The sequence below is a fragment of the Brevundimonas diminuta genome, from assembly GCF_022654015.1.
Classification (GTDB): domain Bacteria; phylum Pseudomonadota; class Alphaproteobacteria; order Caulobacterales; family Caulobacteraceae; genus Brevundimonas; species Brevundimonas diminuta_C.
Genome location: NZ_CP073063.1, coordinates 2,390,666 through 2,416,498, shown reverse-complemented (window position 1 = coordinate 2,416,498; position 25,833 = coordinate 2,390,666). Strand labels below are relative to the sequence as shown.

Sequence of the window (25,833 nt, the reverse complement as noted above, 5' to 3'; positions counted from 1 at the left end):
CGGCGGCGCGCGACTTTGAAGCCAGGCGGAATGAAAGGGCAGGAGATCTGCCGATAGATGACGATGAGCTCCAGGCCTCGCCTGTTCTTCAAAACGTCAGGCTATGGTATCCGCCTATGCCTAGGTATACCGGTACGATTCCCTCGCGCACCACGCCTGCGGCATTGTCAATACACCCCGAAAGATCTCGTGATCACGCGCTTTTTACATCCGATTATTTCTTCACTGTTTTCAACAGTCCACGATCTATTCGGACTACGATACGGCGCTTTAGGTGACCTCTGGTGCAAAGTCCTTGCCGATCAACGCGCTACCGGCCTTCGTGTAATCGAGTGGGAATAAGGGCAGGGCGTCCGTCGGTTCTTTTAAGTGGCGGGTATTTTTCGAAACCGCACAATGCGCCGGCGTGCAGGTTGCAACTGCTTTCCCGCCTAACCCACGCTCTCAGACGAGATTACAAATCCGCCATCAGGATCGTCGCCTGCTTGCGAGTCGCGGCCGAATGTGACTAAACAGGAATGACACCGGTAGCAGTCACGCGGCCAACTCGCTTTGACACCGGTGTCTCCCGTCAGCAGCGGGAGGCGTGAACGAGGGCGTTCGATCCTTGAAGCGCAACACTTGGGAGGAGAAACTAGAATGATCCAACGCCACAAATTTGCGCGCCATGCCCTGATCGCCACCGCGTCGCTGGGAGCCCTAGCTCTCGCCATGATGGCGCATGACGCCGCCGCCCAAACGGCCGAGGTCGCTGCGCCTCAGACAGATGACGCTGCCGAGGTCGATGACATCGTCGTCACGGGATTCCGGGCCAGCCTTCAGAATTCCTTGAACATCAAACGCCGTGAAGCCGGCGTCGTAGACGCCATTTCGGCGGAAGACATCGCGGATTTCCCCGACACCAATCTGGCCGAGTCGATCCAGCGCATTCCCGGCGTCTCGATCGACCGCGATGCAGGCGAGGGCCGGTCGATCACCGTCCGCGGGCTCAGCTCGGAATTTACCCGCACGCGGATCAACGGCATCGAGGCCCAGGCATCGACCGGCGCCACCGATTCGTCGGGCGGGGTGAATCGCGGTCGTGGCTTCGACTTCAACGTCTTCGCCTCAGAGCTCTTCAACAATATCACGGTGCGCAAGACCGCCTCGGCCGAGACGGAAGAGGGGTCGCTGGGGGCGACCGTCAATCTGCGCACCAGCCGTCCGTTCGACAAGATGGGCTTCCAAGGCGCGCTGTCGGGCCAGTATGGCTACAACGACTTATCGCAGGACTGGAGCCCGCGGTTCGCCGGTCTGATTTCGAACACCTGGGCGGATGACCAGATCGGCGCTCTGTTCTCGATCGCCTACAGCGAGCGTGACAGTCTAGAGGAGGGTTTCAGCTCGGTGCGATGGGGACCTGCCAGCGCCGACGGCGGCTTCCAGAATGGCGCTGTCCTGCCGAACGCCGCGCGCACCTACCATCCTCGCATCCCGCGCTATGGCAGCCTGGAGCACAGCCAGGAACGTCTGGGCGCGACGCTGTCGGTGCAAGCCCGGCCCGGCAACGGTCCGACCCTGTTCACGATGGACATGCTGTACTCGAAGCTGGATTCGACGCGCAGCGAAAACTTCCTGCAAGCCTGGTCGCTCAGCCGTGGCGCCGATCAGGGCGGCAAGCCGCAAGTCGACATCATGAGCTTTGAGATCGATCCCGACACGGGCGAGATGATCTATGCCCAGCTCGACGACATGGACATCCGCAGCGAGCAGCGGTTCGACGAGCTGGAAACCGAATTCAAGCAGATGACCTTTGGGGTCGAGCACGAGTTTTCGGATCGGCTGCGGTTCGACGGCTTGATCGGTCGCGCGGAATCCAGCTTCGCCAACCCGGTCCAGGTCAGCGCCATCATCGATCGCCAGAACGTCGACGGCTATTCCTATGACTTCCGTCAGAACCGCAATCTGCCGGCGATCAACTGGGGCTTCAATGTCGCCGACCCCACACAGTGGAGCGTCGTCGGGCCTACGGGCGCGCAACCCCGATCGGAGCTGCGCATCAGCTCCAACTTCCAGGAGAACGTTTATACGACGGGTGAGGCCAACTTCGCCTTCGACGTAAGCGATTGGCTCACACTGAAAGCGGGCGTCAGCCGCAAGGAATATGAGTCGAGCAGCCGCGCCTTCGCGCGCCCAAACAACGCCAACGGTTCGCCAGCGCTGCCGGCGGGCGCGAGCATGGCTTCGGTCACCAATCTGCTTACCGGGTTCGGTCGCAATCTCGATCTACCGTCAGGCGCTGCGACCAGCTGGGTTCGGCCGGATCTTGCTGCGTTGCAAACAGTCTGGAACTACAACTGCAACTGCGACACGGGCGTAGCAGGCGGTGATTTCCGACTGATCGGCCTTAACGGCAATCCGTCCACCTATGGCAACTGGCGTGACGTGACCGAGACCGACACCGGCGCCTATGTCCAGGCCGACTGGGACACTGAAATCATGGGTGTGCCCTTCCGAGGCAACGTCGGTGTGCGTCAGGTCAAGACCGAGGTCGACGCCTTGGGTTATTCGAACGTCGGTGGTGTTGCGACGCCGGTCCGGGGCGAGAACGAATATGACGACACCCTACCGTCGCTGAACGTGTCGATCGAGCCGATGAAGGATCTGATCGTGCGTTTGGGCGCCGCCAAGGTCATGGCGCGACCGCCTGTCACGAGTCTGGTTCCGGTCTTCACGCTGAGCGCAGCCGGGGCGGCGACCAATACGGCATCGCTGGGCAATGTCGAGCTGGAACCCTATCGGGCGACGACCTACGACCTGTCGGTTGAATATTACTTCGCGCCTGAAGCTCTGCTGTCCTTCGCCTACTTCTACAAGGACATCTCGACCTATGTGCAGACGACCACCGAACCGCTGTCGTACAGCCAACTGACGGCCTTGAACCCTGTGGCCTTCCCGGCGGGCGGTCGTCCTGCCGGCGACATCTATCAGTTCAGCACGCCCACAAACACGCCGGGCGGCCCGCTGAAAGGCTTCGAGATCAGCTATCAGCAGACGTTCTCCTTCCTGCCCAGCCTGCTGTCGAATATCGGTACGCAGCTGAACTACACGCACGTTGAATCGGAGATTCAGTATTGCGTCACCGCAACCTGCGCGGCTTTCGTGACGGCGGACCTAGTCAACCTGTCGCCAAACGCCTGGAACGCGACGCTGTATTATGACGACGGCAAGTTCAATGCGCGTGTGTCGGCGGCCTATCGCGACACCTATTTCCAGAACGTGCCGGGTTCAAACGGCGCCACGGGCCTGATCCCGTATCAGGGCAAGACCGAAACCACGACGATCGACGCTTCAGCATCCTATAACCTGACCGATAACCTCAGTGTTTCTGTCGAGGGGCTGAATCTGACCGACGAAGCCAATCGTCAGAACCACGGCGACATCGGCCTGCCGCGTGACAGCACCTATGTCTATCACCACACTGGCCGCCAGGTTTACATTGGCGCGCGGTATCGCTTCTGATCCCAATAGATCGGCGAGATAAGACAGGCGGCGTCGGTATAACCGGCGCCGCCCTTCTTTTGACATCGGCCGAACTGCGCGATGCGGCGGGAGAATTTTCGCCTGCCGGCTAGTTGCCTTGGCGGAAGTCGAACCTTTGGTTTGCGACGAAATCTTCCCAGGCGCTGCGCGTGGCGAAGTCCAGGCCGCGATCCCACGCCGATCCCATGTAGTAGGTGAACGACTGACCCGGCGTGACCCGCACCAGGATCAGATAGTTGTCGGCGTCTTCGGTGAAGCCTTCGACCGTTGCGGGATCAACCGCCAGAGCGATGCCGAGCGAGCCATGCTCGGGGTTTTCAGGCTCCCAGAACATCAGACGCCCGTGTGCGGCGTCGCGCGTGACGAAGCCCCGTCCGTTGTCGTTGCTGCGCTTCGAAATGCCGATCGCGACGATCAGCGGTGCGTCGGAGTTCGAGGTCAGAGTGGAAGTCATTCGCGTGAAGTTGGAGCCTAAGGGAAGGCTGAACTCACGCCTTTCTGAAACCGTGCGCACGACGTCGACAGGCCAAGGACGGTAGGTCACGCTAAACCGCGCCTCATCGCCGCCGGTTTTGTCGATCTGGTAGGTGGAGAAGTTGCGACTGGTCCAGAGCTTGTTGTCGTACCAGATGCCCAGACCCCCGGCGCCTCTGCCGCGTCCCACATCGTAATAGTCCAGGCCTTCACCGCGATCGACGTGATAGTTCGGGAACTTCAACTGGCGGTCCATGAAGGGATAGCGGACACGTTTGGCCCACACATCGATGCCCGAGCCAGAGGGCGCCTCACGCGCTTCAAGCGTGGGACCGTAAATGCGATGAGCGACGCGATCGTTTTCCCATAGCAGATCATCCAAACGATCCGGCGCGAAGCGGGCGACGGCGCGCGGTCGCTGCTGATCTTCCGGCGGGGGCTCCAGCGGTTCGATGGTCGAGGGTCGGTTCAGAGCGGATGGATCGTAGGAGAGGGCCGAGGTCGCACGCATCTCGGCGTCTCTACGGCGGATTTCTTCGGCGCCGACGACCGTCACGGGGGCGGGCGGGACAGGCGTGGTCGCAGCGATCACTTCGGCCGTGTCGCGCGTGGGTTCCGCTAATGGCAGAGAGCGAACTGGGTCATTCAGCGACGCGACTTCCAGCCCGGCCAAAATATAGGTTCCTGAAGCATAGAGGCCGACGTCCTCAGGGTCGGTCGACACGGGCTGATCGCCGGTCTTCTGCGCTGCGCCCACCAGGCCGTTCGCAAGGACATGGCGGTTCAGGCCGGCCCACCCCTTCAACACATGCGGCAGGTAGGTGTCGCGATCCAAAAGGCCGTGATTGATCCCCCAGGCCAGGGCGTAGACATGGAAGACCGAGCCTGAGGTTTCACCCTCGGGATAGGCTTCGGGATCCAGCAGGCTGGCGCGCCACAGTCCGTCCTCTTGCTGGAGACCTGAGACCCTGCCGGCCATCTTCTGGAAGTGATCGACATAGAAGGCGCGGCCGGCGAAATCGGCCGGCACGGACTCCAGCCATCTTACCAAACCGCCCATGACCCACCCATTGGCCCGCGACCAGTAGATGCGGTCGCCGTCGGCGTCACGATGGTTCTCGTCCTTGAACCGTTCGTCGCGCAGGAACAGCTTTTCGTCCTCGACCCACAGCCGCGCCGCTGTGCGTCGCCATTCCTTATCTGCGGCGTTCAGATATTTTGGATCGCCCGTGATTGCGGTCATCCGGGCGAAGACCGGGGGCGCCATATAGAGAGCGTCGGCCCACCACCAGACCAGCGCCGGTGTGTCTTCCGCCCGGGCCAGATAGGGGACCTGCCAGTCCAGCCGCTGACGCAGCGGCATCAGCACGCCCTCCTGCGCGCGACGGGCGTAGAGTTCTTCGTAGAGATCGCCGATCGCGATATCGTCGGCATTCAGCATCGTCTTGCCCGACCGCGCGCCACGTACACTGTAGTTGTAGTGATCGGCCACGGCGCTCAAGAAACGCAGCGTCCGCGTATCGTCCGACACGCGCGCAAGCCGCGAAGCGCCGACGTAAAAGGTGGCTGCGACCCAGTTCGACGACATCTGCGTCAGGTTGCTGCCCGTCGATAAGGCGAGCGGCTCGGCGGCCATGGCTGCGATTTGCGAGGAGGCGACATATTCGACAGCCGCCATCGTGCTCTCGCGAGACGGCACGCCTACCACGTCGGTGTATAGGGCGGGGCGGTCGCGTTGAGCCAGCCATTCAGCCTCGACGCCCGGCGGCAAGGCTGCGACCGTTTGCGCTAGAACGGAGCCGGACATGGCGGCCGAGCTCATCAGAACTGCAATCAGGCCAAGGCAGGGTCGGGTTGGCAGGGCCATGTTTTCCTCCGGCGCTGCTCCGGGCGGCGCATGATGGTTGGTGGCCCACTTCGACGGCGAGCCGCAACGTAACCGGTGTCAATTTCTGACGATCAGCTGTCGGTATCTCTTGTCAGCCTTATATCGTCCACTATTGTGAGACGAAAGAACAGAATGTGGGAAATCTAGATGCGCGCCAATCGCCGCACGCTTCTGCAACTGGGTGTCGTCAGCGCCTTCACGCAAGCGACGCCGGCGTTTGCGCAGTCGAGCCGTTCGCGCACCTTCGACGCGTCCGACTATGGCGCGGTGGGCGACGGGATCACCATCAACACGCGTCCTATTCAGGCCGCCATCGACGCAGCGGCAGGGCAGGGCGGAGGGGTCGTGGTCGTGAAGCCCGGTCTGTATCTGTCAGGTTCGCTATTCGTGAAGTCGGGGGTGACCCTGTCGATTGAACGCGGTGCCACTCTGCGCGGCGTTCAGGATCTGGCCGCCTATCCGATGGTTCGCACGCGTGTTGCGGGCGTTGAGATGGACTGGCCCGCCGGCTTGCTGAATGTCTATCAGCAACAGAACGCCAAGATCACGGGCGAGGGTCTGGTCGATGGTGACGGCAAGGTTTTCTGGGACGCCTATTGGGCGCTGCGCCGCGATTATGATCCGCGCGACCTGCGATGGGCGGCTGACTACGACTGCCGCCGTCCGCGGTTGGTCCACGTTTACGATTCACAGCAGGTCGAGGTTTCCGGTCTGAATCTGGCGCGATCGGGCTTCTGGACCGTCCACGTCTGCTACTCGCGGGACGTGAAGGTCGCCGACCTGATCATCAGGAATAACATCGGCGGACGCGGCCCTTCGACGGACGGCATCGACATCGACTCATCGGAGCGGGTGTTGGTCGAGAGATGCGACCTGTCGGTCAACGACGACGCGATCTGCATCAAGGCCGGACGCGACTGGGACGGGCTGCGGGTAGCCCGGGCGTGCCGTCAGGTGAAGATTCGCGACTGCATCGTCCGTGACGCCCTGGCCGGGATGACCTTCGGATCGGAGACATCTGGCGGATTTGACGACATCGAAGTCTCTGGGCTGAGGATCGAGTATCCGGTGCCGCTGGGGATCTTCTTCAAATCAGGCCACACACGCGGCGGCGTGATCTCCAACATCCGCCTGCGCGACATCCATCTGCAGGACGTGCGCACATTGATGCAGGTGAACCTGAACTGGTACCCAAACTACAGCTACGCCCAGATCCCGGACGGCATCGCGGACGTGCCGGATTACTGGCGCGCGCTCGCCACGCCGGTGCCGCGTGAACAGGGCATTCCCCGCATCCACGATGTTCGCCTGTCGAACATCAAGGCCGTCGGCGGCAAGGTCGGCTTCGCCGCCGCAGCCTATCCCGAAGCGCCGCTGAAAGACTTCACTTTCGAACGGCTGGACTGGGATGTGCAGGATGCGGGCGCCATCGCCAATGCCGAGAACTGGCGCTTCCGCGACTGCAAAGTCGACACCCTGGACGGCCAAGGCCCCAAGGTGACCGAATCGTCCGGCGTCACTGGCCTGCGATCCAGACAAGCATGAAAAACCAAAAAGTTGTGGGAGTTAGCGCGATGAAAATCCTTTCCGCCTGTTCGATGCTGGCATTTGGCGCGGTCGCGCTTGTGGGGGGCGTCTCCGGCGCCGCCCAAGCAGAAGTCCTGCGGCTGAACACGCCGGCGGTGGGCCTGACCAGCGACAGGATCGGCGCCTTGCCCGACGCGGAGCGCGGTCCGTGGGCCGAGTATCTGGCACGCTCCCAGGCCCAGCATCTGGCCGACCGCGCTGCGCTCGCGGCCGAGCTTCCCGCCGGAGTTGCTACGCCGCCGCCGCCCAAGGCCGTCGGACCCGCCCACTACAACATGCCGCTGGACCGGCCTGCCGAATGGTACGCCACAGCCGACGCTCGGGCCGTCGCGGATGCGATCGTCAGTTTCCAGACCCCCGCCGGCGGATGGAGCAAAAACCAGGATCGCAGCATTGCGCGCCTGCCGGGCCAGCGGTTCTCCAACGATGCCGAAACCATGGAGCAGAACCCGGCGAACTTCGATGCGCCGGCGGATCGCTTCTGGACCTTCGTTGGCACGTTGGACAACGAGGCGACGTGGTCGGAAATGCGTTTCCTGGCCAAGGTCGCCGCCTACGCGCCGGGACGCGACGGCGACGCATGGCGCGCCAGCGTGATCCGAGGCGTGCGGTATCTTCTGAACGCGCAGTATCCCAATGGCGGCTGGCCTCAGATCTGGCCGCTTGAAGGCGGCTTCCACGACTCAATCACATTCAATGACAATGCGGTGGCAAACGCGGCCATGCTGCTTCGTGATGTCGCCCATGGCGCTGAGGGCTTCGACTTCGTGCCGGCTGACTTGGAGACACAGGCGGCCGAGGCGACCCAAAAGGCGATCGAGGTGATCCTCGCGGCCCAGGTGCGTCAAGGGGATCGCCTGTTGGGCTGGCCGCAGCAGGTCGAGCCCATGCGGCTGGTGCCAACAAGCGCTCGGAACTACGAGCCGCGATCCATCGCAAGCGGCGAAACAACCGATATCCTGATCTTCCTCATGGGCGAGGAGAACCCGTCGCCGGAGATCAAGGCCGCCGTCCGCGGCGCCGCCGAATGGCTTCAGGCGGTGCGTGTCTATGACAAGTCTTTCGAAATGACCGACGACGGACGCAAGCTGATCGACAAGGCCGGGGCGGGGCCGATCTGGTCTCGCAACTACGATCTGGTGACCGGGCGTCCGATCTTCGGCGACAAGGATCAGACCATCCATGACGATGTAAATGAAATCTCCGTCGGGAGGCGCAACGGCTATTCCTGGTGGATATCTTCGCCGCAAAAAGCGCTGGACCTTTACGCCGATTGGTCCAATCGGGTCGGGTAAAGCCGAGACGCTGATCGGCATTGTCGATGGGGTCGGACGGCTCATCCGCGACGCAATTTGTGCGGCGCCAAGCGAGAACGCTTTCTTCGCTCCGGCCCTGCAAGATCGACGCGGCAAAAGCCGATGTGAACCATTTCTCGTTCAGACGGTTAGCCAAGCCAGACTTTACGGAGAGGGCTGGCATGAGCACCCATGGATTGAAGGATGCGGTCGTTCGGCCGTTGCATTGGTTATTGCTGGCGTTTCCGATCGCGCTGTTCACCTTCGCCCTGTTCACCGACATCGCCTATCTGAAGACGGCCGAGGTCCAGTGGACGAACTTCTCGGCCTGGCTGATCACCGGAGCGCTGGTGTTCGGCGGGTTCGCCGGGCTGTTTTCGATCTTCGATTTCGTCGTCGGTCTGCGCCACGGACGTTCGCGACGGGCGACGGTGCATCTGGTCGCGCTCGCGCTGGCTTGGGTGCTGGGTCTGGTGAACGCCTTCAAACATAGCCAGGACGCCTGGAGCTCTGTCGGAGCCTTCGGTCTGATCCTGTCCATCCTCTGCACAATCCTGGTCCTGGTCGCCGGCTCGACCGCCTATGCCGCGCGGGAGAGCGTCCGATGAACAAGAATCTGCTCGCCGCCAGCGCCGCCACCCTGGCCATGGCCCTGACGGTCGCATCGTGCGGCAACGCCAGCGATCCGAAACTGAACCAGACCGGCGCGACGCCCGACCTGCCCAAGGTCAACGAGACGCTGGTGCCGCCGATGAAGATCAGCCCGCCGGCAGGTTGGAACGGCGAGACGCCGACGGTGCCGCAGGGCTTTACGATCAGCGCCTTCGCCACAGATCTCAAAATTCCGCGTCAGATGCTGGTCCTGCCCAATGGCGACGTGCTGATCGCAGAGGGGCGCGGCGGCCATGCGCCCGCCATGCGGCCCAAGGATGTGATCGCCGGCGTCATCAAGAAGCAGGGCAACACCAAGATCAAAGGCGGCAACCGCATCACCTTGGTGCGCGACGCGAACAACGACGGCACGCCCGAACTGCGGACCGTTCTGGTGGACAACCTCGATGCGCCTTACGGCCTGGCCTATGTCGACGGCTATCTCTATGTCGCCGAACAGGGGGCGCTGGTTCGCTTCGCCTTCCGGCCGGGCCAGACTGGCATCGCCACGCCCGCCGAGCGGGTGACGGAGCTGCCGTCCCGCATCAACCACCACTGGACCAAGTCCCTGACCGCCAGCGCGGACGGGTCGAAGCTGTATGTCGGCACCGGCTCGAACTCCAATATCGGCGAGCGCGGCATGGCGGTCGAGGAAGAACGCGCCACGGTGTGGGAGATCGACCGGGCGACCGGCGCACGGCGCACGATCGCCACCGGCATTCGCAATCCGACGGCCCTGGCCATCGAGCCCACGACCAATCTGTTGTGGTCGGTCGTCAATGAGCGCGACGAACTGGGGCCGCAATTGGTCCCGGATTATCTGACCCAGGTGCGGGACGGGGCCTTTTACGGCTGGCCCTACAGCTATTGGGGCCAGAATCGCGATCCGCGTGTGATGCCGCAGAACCCCGAGATGGTCGCCAAGGCCATCCGGCCGGACTACGCCTTGGGATCGCACGTCGCCGCCCTGGGCTTGGATTTCGCCCGCAATGGCGGCTTCGGCGGGTCGTTCGCCAACGGCGCATTCATCGGCATGCACGGCAGTTGGAACCGCCAGGATCCGTCCGGCTACAAAGTCGTCTGGGTGCCGTTCAACGCCGGCCGTCCGGCGGGTCAGCCCGTCGATTTCGCCACCGGCTTCCTTAAGGACGGCAAGGCGCGCGGCCGTCCCGTCGGCGTCGCGTTCGATGGCGCCAAGCGCGTGCTGTTCGTCGCCGACGACCTGTCCAACACGGTATGGCGCATCGCGCCTGCGCCATAAGCCGGCTTTTCCCTCGCCCTCCCAGGGCGAGGGAAATCGCTATCGTTCTAGATATGGTCGAATACGAAAAAGTCCCCGGCTGCGAGCAACCGGGGACTTTTTCGTATGGGGCTGAGCTGTGGCCTACGGCGTGAAGTCGATGGTCCGCTCAAACGGCGCGTCGACAGGACGGCCGCGGTCCATGATCGGCGTGACTTCGGCGCCGTTCATCAAGACCAGGGCGGCTTCGCCAAAGCCCATGCCCGGACGGCTTTCTTCCAGCACGACGCAGTCGGTGACGTGACCCGACGCCAAGGCAGTGCAGCGCAGCCGCACGCTGAAGCGATCGGTGCTATCGGCCTTGGGTGCGACGGTGCGTTCGATGGCGGGCTGAGGCGCGCTGAACAGGGCCGCGTCCTTGAGCAGCGGTCCGGTCGGGGCGCCCAGCAGGGCCGTCATCAATGTCAGGCTGAAGGTCAGTGTCATGGCAGGCCTCGTTCGACCTCTATTAAGATTTGAACGAGACCTCCGTTCCCCGAACTTTCAAAAACGCGCGGGTGTGTGCGGCGAACCACACTTCGATTTCTCTGCTGACGTCAGAATGGCCTCAAGCTGGACTGTTGTTCTTCGCACAGGGTCTTCAGCCACGAACGCACCGTGCGCAGACGCGCGGTGTCGTGGACATCGCGATGGGTGGCCAGCCAGAAGCGGCGCTCGATCAGGATCGACGGCAGCACGCGCACCAGACCCTCGGCCAGGAAGCACGGCAGGACGCCGACGCCGCCCCCGGCGGCGATGATCTCCCGCTGCGCCCGGATCGAAGATGAGGCGACGTGGGGCGCGAGGCCCGGCTGGACTTCGTCGAGATAGCGGAGTTCGGGCGCATAGATCAGATCGTCGATATAGCCGACGATGTCGAAGCGGCTCAGCTCATCGACGGTCTTCGGAACGCCGTTGCGGTGCAGATGGTCAGGCGAAGCGTAGAGGGCTAGCTGATACGGCGTCAGCGGCTCGACGATCAGGCGTGCAGCATGTGGCGCGGCCAAGGTGATCGCCATGTCGACCTCTCGGCGCGTCGGCGACAGAAAGCCGGAGGTCGCCGCCAGTTCGATCCGGAGGCCGGGATGCGCCAGACGCAGCGCGGGCAGGGCGGGCGCCATCAGGGTGACGCCGAAGCCCTCGGATGCACTGACACGCACGACGCCGGCGGGCGCGTCGGGCTGGGTCACGCGGCCGGCGGCCTCCATCGCGCTTTCGGCCTCCAGCCCGATATCGAGCAGTTGGGCGCCGGCGGCGGTCAGCTGAAGGCCGGTGGTCGAGCGGACGACCAAGGTGGATTTCAATGCGCTTTCCAGTCGGGCGACGCGACGCCCGACCGTGGCGGCGTCGACGCCCAACCGCTGCGCCGCACCGCCCAGCGAGCCTGCGCGCGCGGCGGCGATGAAGATGCGCATGTCGTCCCAATCGTACATGGCCGTCTAGCTGTCTTGCAAAAACGCAGAATGCTGCCTGCAACTTTGCATTATCGACAGGCGCGCAGGGGTGATAGCCATAGCCCCAACAAAAGAACCAACAGGAACACCCAGGCCATGCGCGACATTCGCCACTTCATCGACGGTGCGGCTTTCGACGGCGCGTCCGGACGCTTCAGCGACGTGTTCAATCCCAACACCGGCGATGTGCAGGCGCGGGTGCAACTGGCGACGACGGGCGAGGTCGATCGTGCGGTCCAGGCGGCGCAGAACGCCTTTGATGGTTGGGCTTCGACCAATCCCCAGCGCCGCGCCCGCGTCATGTTCGACTTCAAACGCCTAGTCGAGGCGCGGATGGACGAACTGGCCGAACTGCTGTCCAGCGAGCACGGCAAGGTCATCGCCGACTCCAAGGGCGACATCCAACGCGGCCTGGAAGTGATCGAGTTCGCCTGCGGCATCCCGCACGCGCTGAAGGGTGAATATACTCAAGGCGCCGGCCCCGGCATCGACGTCTATTCGATGCGTCAGCCGCTGGGCGTGGTGGCGGGCATCACCCCGTTCAACTTTCCGGCGATGATCCCGATGTGGATGTTCGGCGTCGCCATCGCGGTGGGCAACACCTTCGTGCTGAAGCCGTCCGAGCGCGATCCGTCGGTGCCGGTGCGTCTGGCCGAACTGATGCTGGAAGCCGGAGCGCCGAACGGCGTGCTGAACGTGGTGCATGGCGACAAGACGGCGGTGGACGCCATCCTGACCCATCCGTTGGTTCACGCCGTCAGCTTCGTCGGCTCGTCCGACATCGCCCACTATGTCTATCAGACCGGCGCCGCCAACCATAAGCGCGTCCAGGCCATGGGCGGGGCCAAGAACCACGGCATCGTCCTGCCCGACGCGGACATGGATCAGGTGATCAAGGACCTGTCCGGCGCGGCCTATGGTTCGGCGGGCGAACGCTGCATGGCGCTGCCGGTCGTAGTGCCGGTCGGCAAGAAAACCGCCGACGAACTGCGCGAGCGGATGGTCGCCGAGATCCCCTCGATGCGGGTCGGCGTCTCGACCGATGCGGGCGCCCACTATGGCCCCGTCGTCACGGCTCAGCACCGCGAGCGTGTCGCGGGTTGGATCGAGAAGGGCGTGCAGGAAGGCGCCGAACTGGTCGTCGACGGTCGCGACTTCAGCCTGCAAGGTCACGAGAAGGGCTATTTCATCGGCCCGTCGCTGTTCGACCATGTGAAGCCCGAGATGTCGTCCTATCAGGAGGAAATTTTCGGTCCGGTGCTGCAGATCGTGCGCGCCGAGACGTTCGAGGAGGCGCTGGCCCTGCCGTCGAACCACCAATACGGCAACGGCGTCGCCATCTTCACCCAGAACGGCCGTGCGGCGCGCGACTTCGCCGCCCGGGTCAATGTCGGCATGGTCGGGATCAATGTGCCGATCCCGGTTCCGGTCGCCTATCATACCTTTGGCGGCTGGAAACGTTCGGCTTTCGGCGACATCAACCAGCACGGCATGGAGGGCGTCCGCTTCTGGACCAAGACCAAGACCGTGACGGCCCGCTGGCCGGACTCGGCGCTGGAGCATTCGGACAGTTCGTTCGTCATTCCGACGATGCGCTGAGGCCGCCATGGATTTCGCTCTCAACGACGATCAGCGCGCCATTCAGGACGCCGCCCGCGCCTTCGCCGAGGCTGAACTGGCGCCCCATTCGGCGCGCTGGGACGAGGACAAGCATTTCCCCGTCGAGGTGATGAAACAGGCGGCCGAGATGGGGTTTTGCGGCATCTATACGGCTGAGGAGCATGGCGGCATGGCCCTGGGCCGGGTCGAGGCGGCGGTGATTTTCGAAGAGCTGTCGCGCGGCGACGTGGCGACGGCGGCCTTCATCTCGATCCACAATATGGCGACGTGGATGATCGACCGGTTCGGGTCGGACGACCTGCGCGGACGATTCGTGCCGTCGCTGGTCGGGATGGAGAAGATCGCCTCCTACTGCCTGACCGAGCCGGGCTCGGGATCGGATGCGGCGGCGCTGCGGACGACGGCAGTGCGCGACGGCGACCATTATGTGCTGAACGGGTCCAAGGCCTTCATCTCCGGCGCAGGGACATCGGACGTCTATGTCGTCATGGTCCGCACAGGCGGCGAGGGCGCGAAAGGCGTCAGCGCTGTCGTCGTCGAGGCCGGGACTCCGGGCTTGTCGTTCGGCGCGCAGGAAAAGAAGATGGGCTGGAACGCCCAGCCGACTGCCATCGTCCAGTTCGACGACTGTCGCGTGCCGGTGGCCAACCTGCTGGGCGACGAGGGGGCGGGTTTCCGCTACGCCATGGCCGGTCTGGACGGCGGGCGCCTGAATATCGCCGCCTGTTCGCTGGGCGGGGCGCGGCTGGCGCTGGAGACGGCGCAGGAGTACGTCGCCACCCGCAAACAGTTCGGCCGTCCGATCGGCGAGTTTCAGGCGCTGCAGTTCCGGCTGGCGGACATGGCCACGGACCTGGAGGCGGCGCGACTGATGGTGCTGCGCGGCGCCTGGGCCATCGACACCGACCACCCGGAAAAGACGAAATGGTGCGCCATGGCCAAGCGGCTGGCCACGGACGCCTGTTTCCAGATCGCCGACGAGGCCCTGCAACTGCACGGCGGCTACGGCTATCTGAAGGACTACCCGCTGGAACGGATCGTGCGCGACTTGCGGGTCCACCGCATCTTGGAAGGCACCAACGAGATCATGCGGGTGATCATCGCGCGGGAGATGACCAAGTGAGCGAAGCCGAGGTCGTTACGCGCATCGAAAACGGCGTCGGTCGGATCACCCTGAACCGGCCCAAGGCGATCCATGCCCTGAACCGGGCGATGTGCGAGGCGATGACCGAGGCGCTGCTGGCCTGGCGCGGCGACGCGGCCGTCCAGTCCGTCCTGATCGACCATGCCGGCGAGCGGGGTTTTTGCGCGGGCGGCGACATTCGCATGATCGCCGAAAGCGGAGCGGGCGATGCGTCAGAGGCCAAGGCCTTCTTCCTGGCCGAGTACCGGCTGAACCACCTGATGTTCGATTATCCGAAGCCGATCATCGCCATCGTGGACGGCATCGTCATGGGCGGCGGGGTCGGCATTTCCGAGCCGGCGGACATTCGTGTGGCGACCGAGCGCACCACCTACGCCATGCCCGAGACCGGGATCGGCTTGTTCCCCGATGTGGGTGGGGGCTGGTTCCTGCCGCGCCTGCCGGGCCAGACCGGCGTCTGGCTGGCGCTGACGGGCACCCGGCTGAAGGCGGCGGATACGGTGGCCCTGGGCATCCACACGCACTTCGTGCCCGCGGATCGCGTCGATGCGTTGAAGGCCGATCTGATGCGCGAGGCCGCCGACCCGTCGTCGGTCGTGACGCGCCACTCGGGTGACGCCGGGCCTGCACCGCTGTCGGCCCACCGCGAGGCCATCGACCGGCTGTTCGCCTTCGACACAGTCGAGGAGATTTTCAAGGCGCTTGAGGCGAACGGCTCGGACTGGGCGCTGCAGCAGCTGGAAACCTTGAAGACCAAATCGCCACAGTCGCTGAAGGTCTCGCTGCGCCAGATCCGGACGGGCGCAACGCTGAACAGCTTCGCCGATAATATGGCGATGGAATACGCCCTGGGCGGCCGCGTTGTGCGCACCCACGACTTCCAGGAAGGCGTGCGGGCGGTGATCGTGGACAAGGACAATGCGCCGAAATGGTCCCCGGCGGACCTGTCGGGCGTTACCAACGAGACGCTGGATGCGCTGTTCGCGCCGTCGCCGGACAATGAAAAATGGACGCCGCTGGCCTGACCACGTCCCCGCTTTCGCGGGGATGAGCGGACGACAAAAAGGGAGAGAGACCATGACCAAGATCGCCTTCATCGGCCTGGGCAATATGGGCGGCGGCATGGCCGCGAACCAGGCCAAGGCGGGCCACGCGGTCGCCGCCTTCGATCTGTCGGCGCAGGCGCTGGAACGGGCCGGAGCGGCAGGTTGCGTCGCGGTCGGATCGGTCGCTGAGGCGGTCAAGGACGCCGAGGTCGTGATCACCATGCTGCCGGCCGGGCCACACGTGCTGAAGGTCTATTCCGAACAGATCATCGGGGCGGCGCCGTCGACCGCCCTGCTGCTCGATTGTTCGACCATCGATGTCGAAACCGCGCGCAAGGTCGCCGGTCTTGCCAAATCGGCCGGCTACGCTTTTGCCGACGCGCCCGTGTCAGGCGGCACGGCGGCGGCGGATGCGGGCACGCTGGCCTTCATGGTCGGCTGCGACGAGGGCGACTTCGCCCGCGTCGAAGCGGCGCTGGAACCCATGAGCCGCATTACCATCCGCGCGGGCGATCATGGGGCGGGGCAGGCGGCCAAGATCTGCAACAACATGCTGCTGGGCATCTCCATGCTGGGCACGTGCGAGGCCATCGCCCTGGCCGAGAAGCTGGGTCTGGACCCCGAACGATTCTTCGAGATCGCGTCCAAGTCGTCGGGTCAGTGCTGGAGCGTGACCAGCTACTATCCCTGGCCGGGTCCGGTGCCGACCGCGCCGTCCAACCGCGACTATCAGGGCGGGTTCGCCACGGCCATGATGTTGAAGGACCTGAAGCTGGCCCAGGACGCAGCGGCGAAATCCGGCGCCTCGACGCCGCTGGGCGCACAGGCCGAGGCGCTTTACGCCCTGTTCGACGGGATCGGGCACGGCGGCCGCGATTTCTCCGCGATGTTGCAGATGCTGCGCGGCAAGCTAGATGAGCTTAACCTCGCATAGATTCGTCTTTCGCATTGCGATTGCGGCCCGTGCAGCTTCGGCGGCGCGGGCCTTTTCGTATGAGGCCGCCGCCGCGACCCGGATCGCTGACGGCTGGTGCGACCAAGGCGCGCGCCCGGCGCGTTCGCCTTATTCCGTTCGCCGGAATGAGCCTGCGAAGAGTGAAGCTAAAGCAGCGGCTTAGCTCTCGTGGCTTGTTCGGACGGCTCGAGCAGAGATCGAAAATCGCCCGGAATGTGGCCGAACGGCGCTTGCGGCGCACATCGCTCCTGTGTCATGTAACCGCTTACATCGCCTATCGACGGATCTTCGAAAAGGGGCCGGGATGATAGGGAGCAGGGAGATTTCGATTGGACATGGCCGCGCCTAGCGCTGCGTCTGCACGGCAGGAGGGCCAGCCCTTTGCCAAGGCCGCCACTATGCGCGACGTCGCCGAACGCGCCAATGTGTCGGTGGCTTCCGTGTCTCGTGTGTTGAACGGCTTGGGCGTGACCTCGGATGCGACGCGCCAGCGCGTGCTCGATGCGGTTGAGGACCTTCGCTATGTCCCTCACTTCGGCGCTCGCAGCTTGTCGACCAGCAAGAACGACACCATCGGCGTCATCCTGCCCGACCTGTTCGGCGAGTTCTTCTCCGAGCTGATCCGGGGCATGGACCTGGCTGCCCGCGCTCACGGCAAGCATCTGATCGTCTCCAGTTCGCATGACGGCGCGGAAGACACCCTAGCGGCCGTGCGTTCGATGCGTGGGCGGGTGGACGGCATGATCGTGCTGTCCCCGCATCTGGGCGCGGCGAACCTGTCGTCAGAGTTCGCCGGTCGGATGCCGGTCCTGCTGATGAACGGCGGCGCCGCCGAGGCCGGCCGGGCGTCCATCATGATCGACAACCACGGCGGCGCCGTCGGTGCGGTCCAGCATCTGCTGTCCACCGGCCGCAGGCGGATCGCCCACATTCGCGGCGCCGCCGGCAACATCGAGGCGGACACGCGCGCGGCCGGATACACGTCGGCGCTGGATGGTCATGACCCGATCATCGTCGAGGGCGACTTCTCTCAGGCGTCGGGCCACCGTGCCGCGACCCAGCTTCTGGCCATGACGGAACGGCCCGACGCCGTCTTCGCCGCCAACGACATGATGGCCGTTGGCGCGCTGTTGGCCTTCCAGGAAGCCGGCGTGCGCTGCCCCGAAGACATCGCCGTCGTCGGCTTCGATGACGTGCCCATCGCCGCCCTGATGCGGCCCGCGCTGACCACCATGCGCGTCAATATTGCGGAAATCGGCCGAAGGGGCGTCGAACGCCTGATCGGCCTTGTTCAGACTGGCGCGACCGCCGACGCCACGGACACCGCTTGCGAAATCGTTCGGCCGATCCTGGTCGAACGCCAGTCCACCGCGGCGGCCTCGTCCGCCAGGTTCAACAAAGGGTAGGCCAGCCATGTCGCTGAAAACCGATCCCATCAGGAGGGGAGAGCTCAGGATGACCCAGTTCAACACGCGTAAGGCCGCTTTGGCCGCCGCATCGGCGCTTGCCATCAGCATGGCGGTCGTCGGCGGCGCGCAGGCGCAGACATCCAGTTCGACCCTTCGCGGGGCGGTGACTGAGGCGGGTCAGCCTGCGCCAGGTTCCGTTGTGACAGCGGTGGATGCCGGTTCGGGCTTTTCGGCACGGGCGACTGTTCGGGCTGACGGCACCTATGTGATCTCGGGCCTGCGCCCCGGCAACTATCGAGTGACCGCGACGACGCCAGATGGCGAAACCAGCACAGAAACAGTCAACATCGCTGTCGCTGCGACGAATCGTCTGGATCTTCAAGTCGATGCTGCTCCGACGGCAACTGCGACGACTGAGGCCGCTGAATTGGGCGACATCGTGGTGACCGGACGCCGCCTGACCGAGGTCACGACGTCCGAAGTCGCGACGAACGTCTCTCAGGTTCAGATCAACAGCCTGCCGCAGACCGACCGCAACTTCATGTCGTTCGCACGTCTGGCGCCAGGCGTTCGCTATAACGATGGTGAGAACAGCCGGACCTTCCAGTCGGGTGCTTCGACGGCATCGGGCGTCAACGTCTTTATTGATGGCGCCAGCCTGAAAAGCCAGGTGCTTCCGAACGGCGTCGCCGGCCAGGATTCCAGCCGGGGCAATCCCTTCGCCCAGTTGGCGGTGCAGGAGTTCAAGGTACTGACCCAGAACTACAAGGCCGAATACGAGCAGGCGTCAGCCGCCATCATCACCGCCGTGACGCGGTCGGGCACCAACGAGTTCCACGGCGAAATTTTCGGCGCCTACCAAGACCGAAGCATGATCGAGGACAATTACTTCGACGAACAGGCCGGCCGCGAGAAGCCAGAATACAAGCGCCAGCAGTACGGTGCTGCGCTGGGCGGTCCGATCATCCAAGACCGTCTGCACTTCTTCGTCGCCTATGAGGGCAACGATCAAGACCGGGCCAGTTCTGTAACCTTGGGCAATCGCTCGGCTGCAAATCTCGCTCGTTTCGGCCAGTACGAAGGCAACTTCGTCAGCCCGTTCCGGCAGGATACATATTTCGGCAAGCTGAGCTTCTCGCCTGACGATTTGCAAGTGTTCGATCTGAGCTACAGCCGTCGCCGCGAAACGGACATCTCAGGCTTTGGCGGCACCACTGCCTACACGGCCGCCGAAAACAAGATCGGCACAACCGATGAATACAACCTGCGCCACACCTATCGCGGTTCGAACTTCCTGAACGAAGCGTCGATCAGCTATCTGGATAGCGTTTTCAATCCGACGTCGTTGTCGCCAGGCGTCGCGACTGAAGAGTATCAGGGCATTATTACGATCGGCGGCAAGAATTCGTCCCAATATATCCAGCAAAAGGGCTACACCCTTCGTAACGATCTGACTTTGACGGGGCTCGACAATCACACTGTCAAGATGGGCGTGAAATACAGCGATCAGGACTATACGTTCCGCAAACTGTTCTTCACGGCGCCCCAGTTCACCTATCAGAGCGATATCGACCCGACGTTCAGCTATCCGCAACAGGCACGTCTCGGTCTGGGCAATCCGAACATCGAAGGCAGCAACAAGATCTTCGGCGCCTATATCCAGGATGACTGGCAGCTGACGCCGAAGTTGGAACTGAATCTCGGCCTCCGCTGGGATTACGAAACCAACATGAACAACAACAAATACGTCACGCCGACGAACGCGGCCAACGCCCTGCGCGCCAACGCTGCGGCCGGTCAGTACAATGCCGACGACTTCATCACCGACGGTAGCGACCGCCCGACCTTCAAGGGGGCGTTCCAGCCCCGTATCGGCTTCTCCTACGACATCTTCGAGGATCAGCGCTCGGTCGTGTTCGGCGGCTATGGCCGTTACTACGACCGGATCATCTTCAACGATCTGTTGGACGAGAGCTTCCGGCTGCAATACGCCATCGGCACCTTCTATTTCTCGCGCGATGGACTGCCGGACAGGGACGGCAATCCGACGGTCGTTTGGAACGAGAGCTATCGCACGGCAGAAGGTCTGGCGGCATTGCGGGCCTCGGCTCAGACCGGTCGACCGGAACTGTTCGCCCATACCAACAAGGCCAAGCCGCCTTCGACCGACCAGTTCAGCCTGGGCTTCCGTCAGAAGATTGGTGAAGACTGGCAGGCCAGCGTCACCGCGACCTATATCCGCGGCCAGAACGGCTTCACCCACATCTTCGGCACGCTGAACGCCGATGGCGGCTGCTGCAACACGGCGACCGCAAACTCGTTCGGCTACGCCAACATCCTGCTCGGCGTCGATGAGTTGGAGACCCGCTACAAGGCGCTCTACTTCACACTGGACAAGAACTACACGGCCGATTCCGGTTGGGGCGTGAACCTCGCCTATACGCTGGCCGACGCTCGTCAGAACGGCAACGACCTGTTCAGCCTGGATGCTCGTCGTCCTGCCGATTACGGCTTCTATCGCAAGCCTGGATCGGAGCGGCACCGCATCGTTCTGTCGGGCATCAAGGATCTGCCCTACGGCTTCCGCATCTCGTCGATCGCCGAGCTTGGATCGGGCGCCTACTACAACATCGATGACTTCTCGCGTGGGTTCGGTGTCAATGAGCGGAATTTCCGTCGTGGCGAAGGCGAGCCGGACACTGATTGCCTCAGCTTCTTCGCCACCTGCAATGTGGACGTGAAGCTGGAGAAGGAAATGTCCGTGTTCGGCAACCAGAAGGTCAGCCTGCAACTCGATATTCTCAACTTGTTCAACAACAAGAATTTCGGCGGCTACAACGCCTTCATTCCGCCGACCCCGGAAGTGAACGCCAGCTTCGGCCAGCCGACCAACCTGATCACCCGCCCGCGCAGCTTCCAGGTCGGCCTGCGTTACTCCTTCTAAATCCTGAGCCTGGGCCGCCTCGTGCTTGTCGCGAGGCGGCCTTTCTTTTTCGATTGAGACCCAGTGAGCGTGCCCATGAACCGTCGAAACTTCCTGATGCGGACTACCACAGGCGCGGCGGCTCTGGCCGTTGGATTTCCGGTGATGGCGGTGGCGCAGCAGGGGGCGGCGACAGGGGCGGTTAATGGGACGCAGAGACGGCCGATGCGGCTGGATCAGGAGGTCGAGGAGCTTCAGGAGCGGACGTTCCGGTGGTTCGAGAAGGTTACGGATCGCAAGACCGGTCTGACGCCGGATCGCTGGCCCACGCCGTCCTTCTGTTCGGTGGCGGCGGTCGGCTTCGCCCTGACCTGCTGGCCGGTGGGCGTCGAGCGCGGCTGGATGAGCCGGGCCGAGGCGCGTGAGCGGACCCTGACGACGCTACGCTTCTTCCATGATTTGCCGCAGGGCCCGGAGGCCAGCGGCAGGGCGGGGTACAAGGGCTTCTTCTACCACTTCCTGGATATGGAGACGGGGCTTCGTTACCGGGCCAACGAACTGTCGACGGTCGATACGGCGCTGCTGATCGGCGGCATGCTGTTCGCCGCCCGCTACTTCGACGGCCGTCATGCCGACGAGGCGGAAATCCGTCAGAAAGCCCAGGCCATTTATGAGCGGATCGAATGGCCGTGGGCCGTGATCCGCGACAACCGGATCACCATGGGCTGGCACCCCGAGAGCGGCTTCATTCCGTCCGACTGGCACGTCTATAACGAGGGCATGCTGGTTCTGCTGCTGGCCATCGGCAGCCCGACCCATCCGGTGTCGGTCAATGTCTGGCACGAATGGGCGGCCAGTTACGACGAGAGCTGGACCGATCGCTGGGGCAGTTGGCACCTCAACTTCGCGCCCATCTTCGGGCACCAGTACAGCCATATGTTCATCGACTTCCGCGGCATTCAGGACGCCTGGATGCGCGGGCAGTCGGCCCAACTGGGGGAATACCTCGACTATTTTGAAAACAGCCGCCGCGCCGTCTACGCCCAGCAGAAATACGCCCACGACAACCCCGGCGGCTGGACCGGCTATTCGTCCGAGGTCTGGGGGCTGACGGCGTGCGACGGGCCGGGCGACTTCAAACAGGTCATCGACGGCAAGGAGCGCGAGTTCTTCAGCTATTCCGCGCGCGGGCCCGGCGACCGGGACGACGGCACCATCGCGCCGACGGCGGCGGCCAGCTCCATCGCCTTCGCGCCCGAGATCGTCGTTCCCTGCGTCAAGGCGATGAAGGCGCGCTATGGTGCGGGCGTCTATACCGAGTGGGGCTTCCTCGACAGCTTCAACCCGACCCTGACGGTGCGCGACGGGCCGCTGCAGCACGGCAGGATCGTGGACGGCGTGGGTTGGGTGGACGGCGACTATCTGGGCATCGACCAGGGGCCGATCGTCATCATGACCGAGAACCACAGGTCCGAGTTCGTCTGGCGCTATATGCGCGGCGAACCCAATATCCGTCGCGCGCTCGACATCGCGGGCTTCACCGGCGGCTGGATGAACGGATGAGTCTGACGGCCCATAGACGTGCCGCGCTGGCCCTGATGGCGGGAGGAGCGGCTGCGGCCTGCACCCCACGCCGCGACGGCGAGACCGTGCTGCGCTTCTGGGCCATGGGCAATGAGGGCGGAACGGTGGGCCAGTTGATGCCCGAGTTCGAGCGCCGCAATCCGGGCGTCCGCGTCTCGGTCCAGCCCCTGCCGTGGACGGCGGCGCACGAAAAGCTGCTGACCGCATACGCCGGGGCCTCGCTGCCGGACGTCAGCCAGATCGGCAACACCTGGGTGGCGGAGCTGACCGCCATCGGCGCCCTGTCCCCGACGCCGCCCGAAGCCGCCAACCTGCTGACCGATCAGTTTCCAGCGGTGCTGGAGACCAACGAGATCGCCGGCCGCGCCATGACCACGCCCTGGTATGTCGACACACGGCTGCTGTTCTATCGCAAGGATCTGCTGGCGCGGGCCGGCTTCGACACTCCGCCCGAGGACTGGGCCGAATGGAAGCGGGCCATGCATGCGATCAAGCGTGTGGCCGGCGGCGACAACTACGCCATCCTGCTGCCGTTGAACGAGTTCGAGCAGCTTCTGACCTTCGGGCTTCAGATCGATGAGCCGCTGCTGCGGGATCGGGATACGCGCGGAAACTTCTCCAACCCCGGCTTCGTCGCGGCCCTGGCCTTCTATCGCAGTCTGTTCGCCGAGCAGTTGGCGCCGCTGGCCTCGTCGACCCAGATCTCCAACGTCTGGACCGAGTTCGCCAGGGGCTATTTCAGCTTCTACTTTTCGGGCCCGTGGAGCGTCGGCGATTTCCGCAGCAAGCTGCCCGCGTCGTTCCAGCCGAACTGGGCCACGGCGGGCGTGCCGGGACCGAATGGCCTGGGCGCCTCGGCGCCGGGCGGGTCCAGCCTGGCGGTCTTCAAATCCTCCCCGCATCAGGAGGCGGCCTGGGCCCTGGTCCGCTATCTGTCCGAGCCGGCGGTGCAGGCCCGGTTCAACACCATCGTCGGCGACCTGCCCGCGCGCCAGAGCGCCTGGGACATCGCTGGCGTGGAGCGTGATCCGATGCTGGCGCCGTTCCGGGGGCAACTGGCGCGGGCCAAGGCCGTGCCCAAGGTGCCGGAATGGGAGCGGATCGTGACCGAGATGCAGATCGTCGCCGAACGGATGGTGCGCGGCGAATATACGCCTGAGGCCGCCGCCGCCGAGATCGACCGCCGCGCCGACCGCCTGCTGGAGAAGCGTCGCTGGATGATGGAACAGGGCAGGGCCGTATGACCGTCGTCGACCCGACACTGGTCAAAGTGAAGCCGTCGCGCGGACGCGGCGCGCGCGAACGGGCCGCCTGGGCCTTCGTCGCCCCGGCCATGCTCGCCATCGGCCTGTTCTTCGCCATTCCGGTGATCGCAGCCCTGCTGCTCAGCCTGACCGACTTCGACATCTACGCCTTGGCGAACCTGGACAATCTGCGTTTCGTCGGCTTGCAGAACTATGAGCGGCTGCTGACCAACCCCCTGTTCTGGGGGGCGATGAAGAACACCCTGACCTTCGCGGTCCTCGGCGTGCCCCTGTCCATCGCCGCGTCCCTGGCGGCGGCGGTGATCCTGAATGCGCGGGTCGTGAAGTGGCGGCCGATCTGGCGAGTGATGTTCTTCGCCCCCTATGTCACGACCCTGGTCGCGACGGCGGTGGTCTGGCGCTATCTGCTGCATACCCGGTACGGCGTCATCAACTGGGGGCTGGAAAGCATCGGCCTGCCCGCCGTGGATTGGCTGGGCGACCCGTCGACCTCGATCCCGGCGATCCTGATGTTCGTGGTGTGGAAGATCTTTGGCTACAATATGCTGATCTTCCTGGCGGTGCTTCAGACCGTGCCGGACGACCTGTACGAGGCCGCTCGCATCGACGGCGCCGGGCCGTGGAAGCAGTTCCGCCATGTGACCCTGCCGGCCATCGCGCCGACCATGCTGCTGGTGTCGATCATCTCGGTCGCCAGCTTCTTCCAGCTGTTCGCCGAACCCTATGTGATGACCCAAGGCGGACCGGCCCAGAGCACGGTGACGGTGCTCTACTTCATGTACGAAGAGGGCTTCAAATGGTGGAACCTGGGCTCCGCCAGCGCCGTCGCTTTCGTCCTGTTCCTGTGCATCCTGGCGATCACCCTGGTCCAGTTGGCGGTGGCCAAGCGGGTGGGGGCCTATCAATGAAAATCCGCGCGATCCTGCTCAATCTCGCGGTCGGGCTCATCGCCCTGATCGTGCTGTTTCCGCTGGTCTGGATGGTGTCGGTCAGCTTCATGGCGACCGGCGAGGCGGCCGTCTTTCCGCCGCCGCTGCTGCCCTCGCACTGGACGCTGGAGCATTATCGCGACCTGTTCCTGAACCAAGGGATGGGGCGGAATCTGTGGAACAGTTTCGCCTTGGCGACCCTGGCAACGATCCTTGCGCTGGGTTTCACGGTTCCCGCCGGCTACGCTTTCGCCAAGCTGAAGTTCGCGGGACGCGAGCGGCTGTTCCAGTTCCTGGTCGCCGCCCTGGTGGTGCCGGCCCAGATCGGCACCCTGCCGCTGTTCCTGATGCTGAAGTCGATGGGGCTGGTGAACACCTATGCCGGCGCCCTGGTGCCTTGGCTGGCGTCCATCTTCGGCCTGTTCCTGGTGCGCCAATATGCGCTGAGCATTCCCGACGAAATGCTGGAGGCCGCGCGGATCGACGGGGCTAGCGAGGGCCAGATTTTCCGCCGCGTCGTCCTGCCGACCTTGCAGCCGATCATCGTGACCCTGGGCCTGTTCGTCTTCCTGGGCAGCTGGAACGACTTCCTGTGGCCCCTGATCATTCTCACTGACCAGTCGAACTACACCCTGCCGGTGGCGCTCGCGGCCCTGTCGCGCGAGCATGTGCAGGACATCGAACTGATGATGGCCGGCGCCGTCGTCACGGTCGCGCCCGTGCTGATCCTCTTCCTCGCCCTGCAACGCTACTACATCCGCGGCATGCTCGCGGGCAGCGTGAAGGGTTGACCAGAACTGCGAGTTTC

The 25,833-nt window shown here is 64.0% G+C and carries 18 protein-coding genes; 15 read left to right on the top strand and 3 right to left on the bottom strand.

What is annotated here, in order from left to right; all coding sequences use genetic code 11:
- Nucleotides 1-639 precede the first annotated feature (639 nt).
- A complete protein-coding gene (locus KAK88_RS12035) occupies nucleotides 640-3,501 on the top strand; it encodes a TonB-dependent receptor (protein ID WP_242076807.1) in 2,862 nt (953 codons plus the stop codon).
- Between the two features lie 109 nt (nucleotides 3,502-3,610).
- Here the strand turns inward: KAK88_RS12035 and KAK88_RS12030 are convergent, their stop codons facing one another.
- On the bottom strand, nucleotides 3,611-5,863 hold the full coding sequence (locus tag KAK88_RS12030) for a glycoside hydrolase family 88 protein (protein ID WP_242076806.1): 2,253 nt from the start codon (nucleotides 5,861-5,863) through the stop codon (nucleotides 3,611-3,613).
- 168 nt (nucleotides 5,864-6,031) lie between these two features.
- On the opposite strand from KAK88_RS12030, the gene KAK88_RS12020 reads away from it, so the two are divergent.
- From KAK88_RS12020 to KAK88_RS12005, 4 genes are all read left to right on the top strand, one after another.
- Nucleotides 6,032-7,429, top strand: coding sequence for a glycoside hydrolase family 28 protein (locus tag KAK88_RS12020; RefSeq protein WP_277928792.1), 1,398 nt, complete (start codon nucleotides 6,032-6,034; stop codon nucleotides 7,427-7,429).
- Between the two features lie 29 nt (nucleotides 7,430-7,458).
- Nucleotides 7,459-8,766: a pectate lyase gene (gene pelA, locus KAK88_RS12015; RefSeq protein WP_242076805.1), complete on the top strand. Its 1,308-nt coding sequence runs from the start codon at nucleotides 7,459-7,461 to the stop codon at nucleotides 8,764-8,766.
- 182 nt (nucleotides 8,767-8,948) lie between these two features.
- Nucleotides 8,949-9,374: a DUF2231 domain-containing protein gene (locus tag KAK88_RS12010; RefSeq protein WP_242076804.1), complete on the top strand. Its 426-nt coding sequence runs from the start codon at nucleotides 8,949-8,951 to the stop codon at nucleotides 9,372-9,374.
- A gap of 38 nt (nucleotides 9,375-9,412) precedes the next feature.
- The gene (locus KAK88_RS12005; RefSeq protein WP_431307219.1) at nucleotides 9,413-10,678 is read left to right on the top strand and encodes a PQQ-dependent sugar dehydrogenase; all 1,266 of its coding nucleotides are present in this window, start codon (nucleotides 9,413-9,415) and stop codon (nucleotides 10,676-10,678) included.
- Between the two features lie 123 nt (nucleotides 10,679-10,801).
- Here KAK88_RS12005 and KAK88_RS12000 read toward each other — a convergent pair whose 3' ends face one another.
- Complete coding sequence (locus KAK88_RS12000; RefSeq protein WP_242076802.1) at nucleotides 10,802-11,143, bottom strand: TonB family protein; 342 nt, start codon at nucleotides 11,141-11,143, stop codon at nucleotides 10,802-10,804.
- A gap of 110 nt (nucleotides 11,144-11,253) precedes the next feature.
- Nucleotides 11,254-12,129, bottom strand: a complete 876-nt coding sequence (locus tag KAK88_RS11995; protein ID WP_242076801.1) for a LysR family transcriptional regulator — start codon at nucleotides 12,127-12,129, stop codon at nucleotides 11,254-11,256.
- Between the two features lie 117 nt (nucleotides 12,130-12,246).
- On the opposite strand from KAK88_RS11995, the gene KAK88_RS11990 reads away from it, so the two are divergent.
- The 10 genes from KAK88_RS11990 (at nucleotide 12,247) to KAK88_RS11945 (ending at nucleotide 25,816) form a co-directional block, all read left to right on the top strand.
- Nucleotides 12,247-13,749 carry a CoA-acylating methylmalonate-semialdehyde dehydrogenase gene (locus tag KAK88_RS11990; protein ID WP_039245273.1) on the top strand — a complete coding sequence of 501 codons (1,503 nt, stop codon included), beginning with the start codon at nucleotides 12,247-12,249 and terminating at the stop codon, nucleotides 13,747-13,749.
- Nucleotides 13,750-13,756: 7 nt separating this feature from the next.
- Nucleotides 13,757-14,893 carry an isobutyryl-CoA dehydrogenase gene (locus tag KAK88_RS11985; RefSeq protein ID WP_242076800.1) on the top strand — a complete coding sequence of 379 codons (1,137 nt, stop codon included), beginning with the start codon at nucleotides 13,757-13,759 and terminating at the stop codon, nucleotides 14,891-14,893.
- Nucleotides 14,890-15,939 carry an enoyl-CoA hydratase/isomerase family protein gene (locus KAK88_RS11980; protein WP_242076799.1) on the top strand — a complete coding sequence of 350 codons (1,050 nt, stop codon included), beginning with the start codon at nucleotides 14,890-14,892 and terminating at the stop codon, nucleotides 15,937-15,939. Before KAK88_RS11985 ends, KAK88_RS11980 begins: the two co-directional genes overlap by 4 nt.
- Before the next feature lie 52 nt (nucleotides 15,940-15,991).
- Complete coding sequence (mmsB, locus tag KAK88_RS11975) at nucleotides 15,992-16,894, top strand: 3-hydroxyisobutyrate dehydrogenase (RefSeq protein ID WP_242076798.1); 903 nt, start codon at nucleotides 15,992-15,994, stop codon at nucleotides 16,892-16,894.
- 419 nt (nucleotides 16,895-17,313) lie between these two features.
- Nucleotides 17,314-18,321 (top strand): LacI family DNA-binding transcriptional regulator, encoded by a 1,008-nt coding sequence (locus tag KAK88_RS11970; protein ID WP_242076797.1) that lies wholly within the window; start codon nucleotides 17,314-17,316, stop codon nucleotides 18,319-18,321.
- Between the two features lie 49 nt (nucleotides 18,322-18,370).
- A complete protein-coding gene (locus KAK88_RS11965) occupies nucleotides 18,371-21,268 on the top strand; it encodes a TonB-dependent receptor (RefSeq protein ID WP_242076796.1) in 2,898 nt (965 codons plus the stop codon).
- Nucleotides 21,269-21,364: 96 nt separating this feature from the next.
- Complete coding sequence (locus KAK88_RS11960; protein WP_242076795.1) at nucleotides 21,365-22,810, top strand: glucoamylase family protein; 1,446 nt, start codon at nucleotides 21,365-21,367, stop codon at nucleotides 22,808-22,810.
- A complete protein-coding gene (locus KAK88_RS11955) occupies nucleotides 22,807-24,075 on the top strand; it encodes a sugar ABC transporter substrate-binding protein (protein ID WP_242076794.1) in 1,269 nt (422 codons plus the stop codon). Before KAK88_RS11960 ends, KAK88_RS11955 begins: the two co-directional genes overlap by 4 nt.
- Nucleotides 24,072-25,004 carry a carbohydrate ABC transporter permease gene (locus tag KAK88_RS11950; protein ID WP_242076793.1) on the top strand — a complete coding sequence of 311 codons (933 nt, stop codon included), beginning with the start codon at nucleotides 24,072-24,074 and terminating at the stop codon, nucleotides 25,002-25,004. The genes KAK88_RS11955 and KAK88_RS11950 overlap by 4 nt, the downstream gene beginning before the upstream one ends.
- Complete coding sequence (locus KAK88_RS11945) at nucleotides 25,001-25,816, top strand: carbohydrate ABC transporter permease (protein WP_242076792.1); 816 nt, start codon at nucleotides 25,001-25,003, stop codon at nucleotides 25,814-25,816. Before KAK88_RS11950 ends, KAK88_RS11945 begins: the two co-directional genes overlap by 4 nt.
- The last annotated feature ends 17 nt before the right edge of the window (nucleotides 25,817-25,833 follow it).

Coding starts and splice junctions, on each gene's coding strand:
- KAK88_RS12035 (WP_242076807.1), top strand. CDS start 640: ATGATCCAACGCCACAAATTTGCGCGCCATGCCCTGATCGCCACCGCG.
- KAK88_RS12030 (WP_242076806.1), bottom strand. CDS start 5,863: ATGGCCCTGCCAACCCGACCCTGCCTTGGCCTGATTGCAGTTCTGATG.
- KAK88_RS12020 (WP_277928792.1), top strand. CDS start 6,032: ATGCGCGCCAATCGCCGCACGCTTCTGCAACTGGGTGTCGTCAGCGCC.
- pelA (WP_242076805.1), top strand. CDS start 7,459: ATGAAAATCCTTTCCGCCTGTTCGATGCTGGCATTTGGCGCGGTCGCG.
- KAK88_RS12010 (WP_242076804.1), top strand. CDS start 8,949: ATGAGCACCCATGGATTGAAGGATGCGGTCGTTCGGCCGTTGCATTGG.
- KAK88_RS12005 (WP_431307219.1), top strand. CDS start 9,413: ATGGCCCTGACGGTCGCATCGTGCGGCAACGCCAGCGATCCGAAACTG.
- KAK88_RS12000 (WP_242076802.1), bottom strand. CDS start 11,143: ATGACACTGACCTTCAGCCTGACATTGATGACGGCCCTGCTGGGCGCC.
- KAK88_RS11995 (WP_242076801.1), bottom strand. CDS start 12,129: ATGTACGATTGGGACGACATGCGCATCTTCATCGCCGCCGCGCGCGCA.
- KAK88_RS11990 (WP_039245273.1), top strand. CDS start 12,247: ATGCGCGACATTCGCCACTTCATCGACGGTGCGGCTTTCGACGGCGCG.
- KAK88_RS11985 (WP_242076800.1), top strand. CDS start 13,757: ATGGATTTCGCTCTCAACGACGATCAGCGCGCCATTCAGGACGCCGCC.
- mmsB (WP_242076798.1), top strand. CDS start 15,992: ATGACCAAGATCGCCTTCATCGGCCTGGGCAATATGGGCGGCGGCATG.
- KAK88_RS11970 (WP_242076797.1), top strand. CDS start 17,314: ATGCGCGACGTCGCCGAACGCGCCAATGTGTCGGTGGCTTCCGTGTCT.
- KAK88_RS11965 (WP_242076796.1), top strand. CDS start 18,371: ATGACCCAGTTCAACACGCGTAAGGCCGCTTTGGCCGCCGCATCGGCG.
- KAK88_RS11960 (WP_242076795.1), top strand. CDS start 21,365: ATGCGGACTACCACAGGCGCGGCGGCTCTGGCCGTTGGATTTCCGGTG.
- KAK88_RS11955 (WP_242076794.1), top strand. CDS start 22,807: ATGAGTCTGACGGCCCATAGACGTGCCGCGCTGGCCCTGATGGCGGGA.
- KAK88_RS11950 (WP_242076793.1), top strand. CDS start 24,072: ATGACCGTCGTCGACCCGACACTGGTCAAAGTGAAGCCGTCGCGCGGA.
- KAK88_RS11945 (WP_242076792.1), top strand. CDS start 25,001: ATGAAAATCCGCGCGATCCTGCTCAATCTCGCGGTCGGGCTCATCGCC.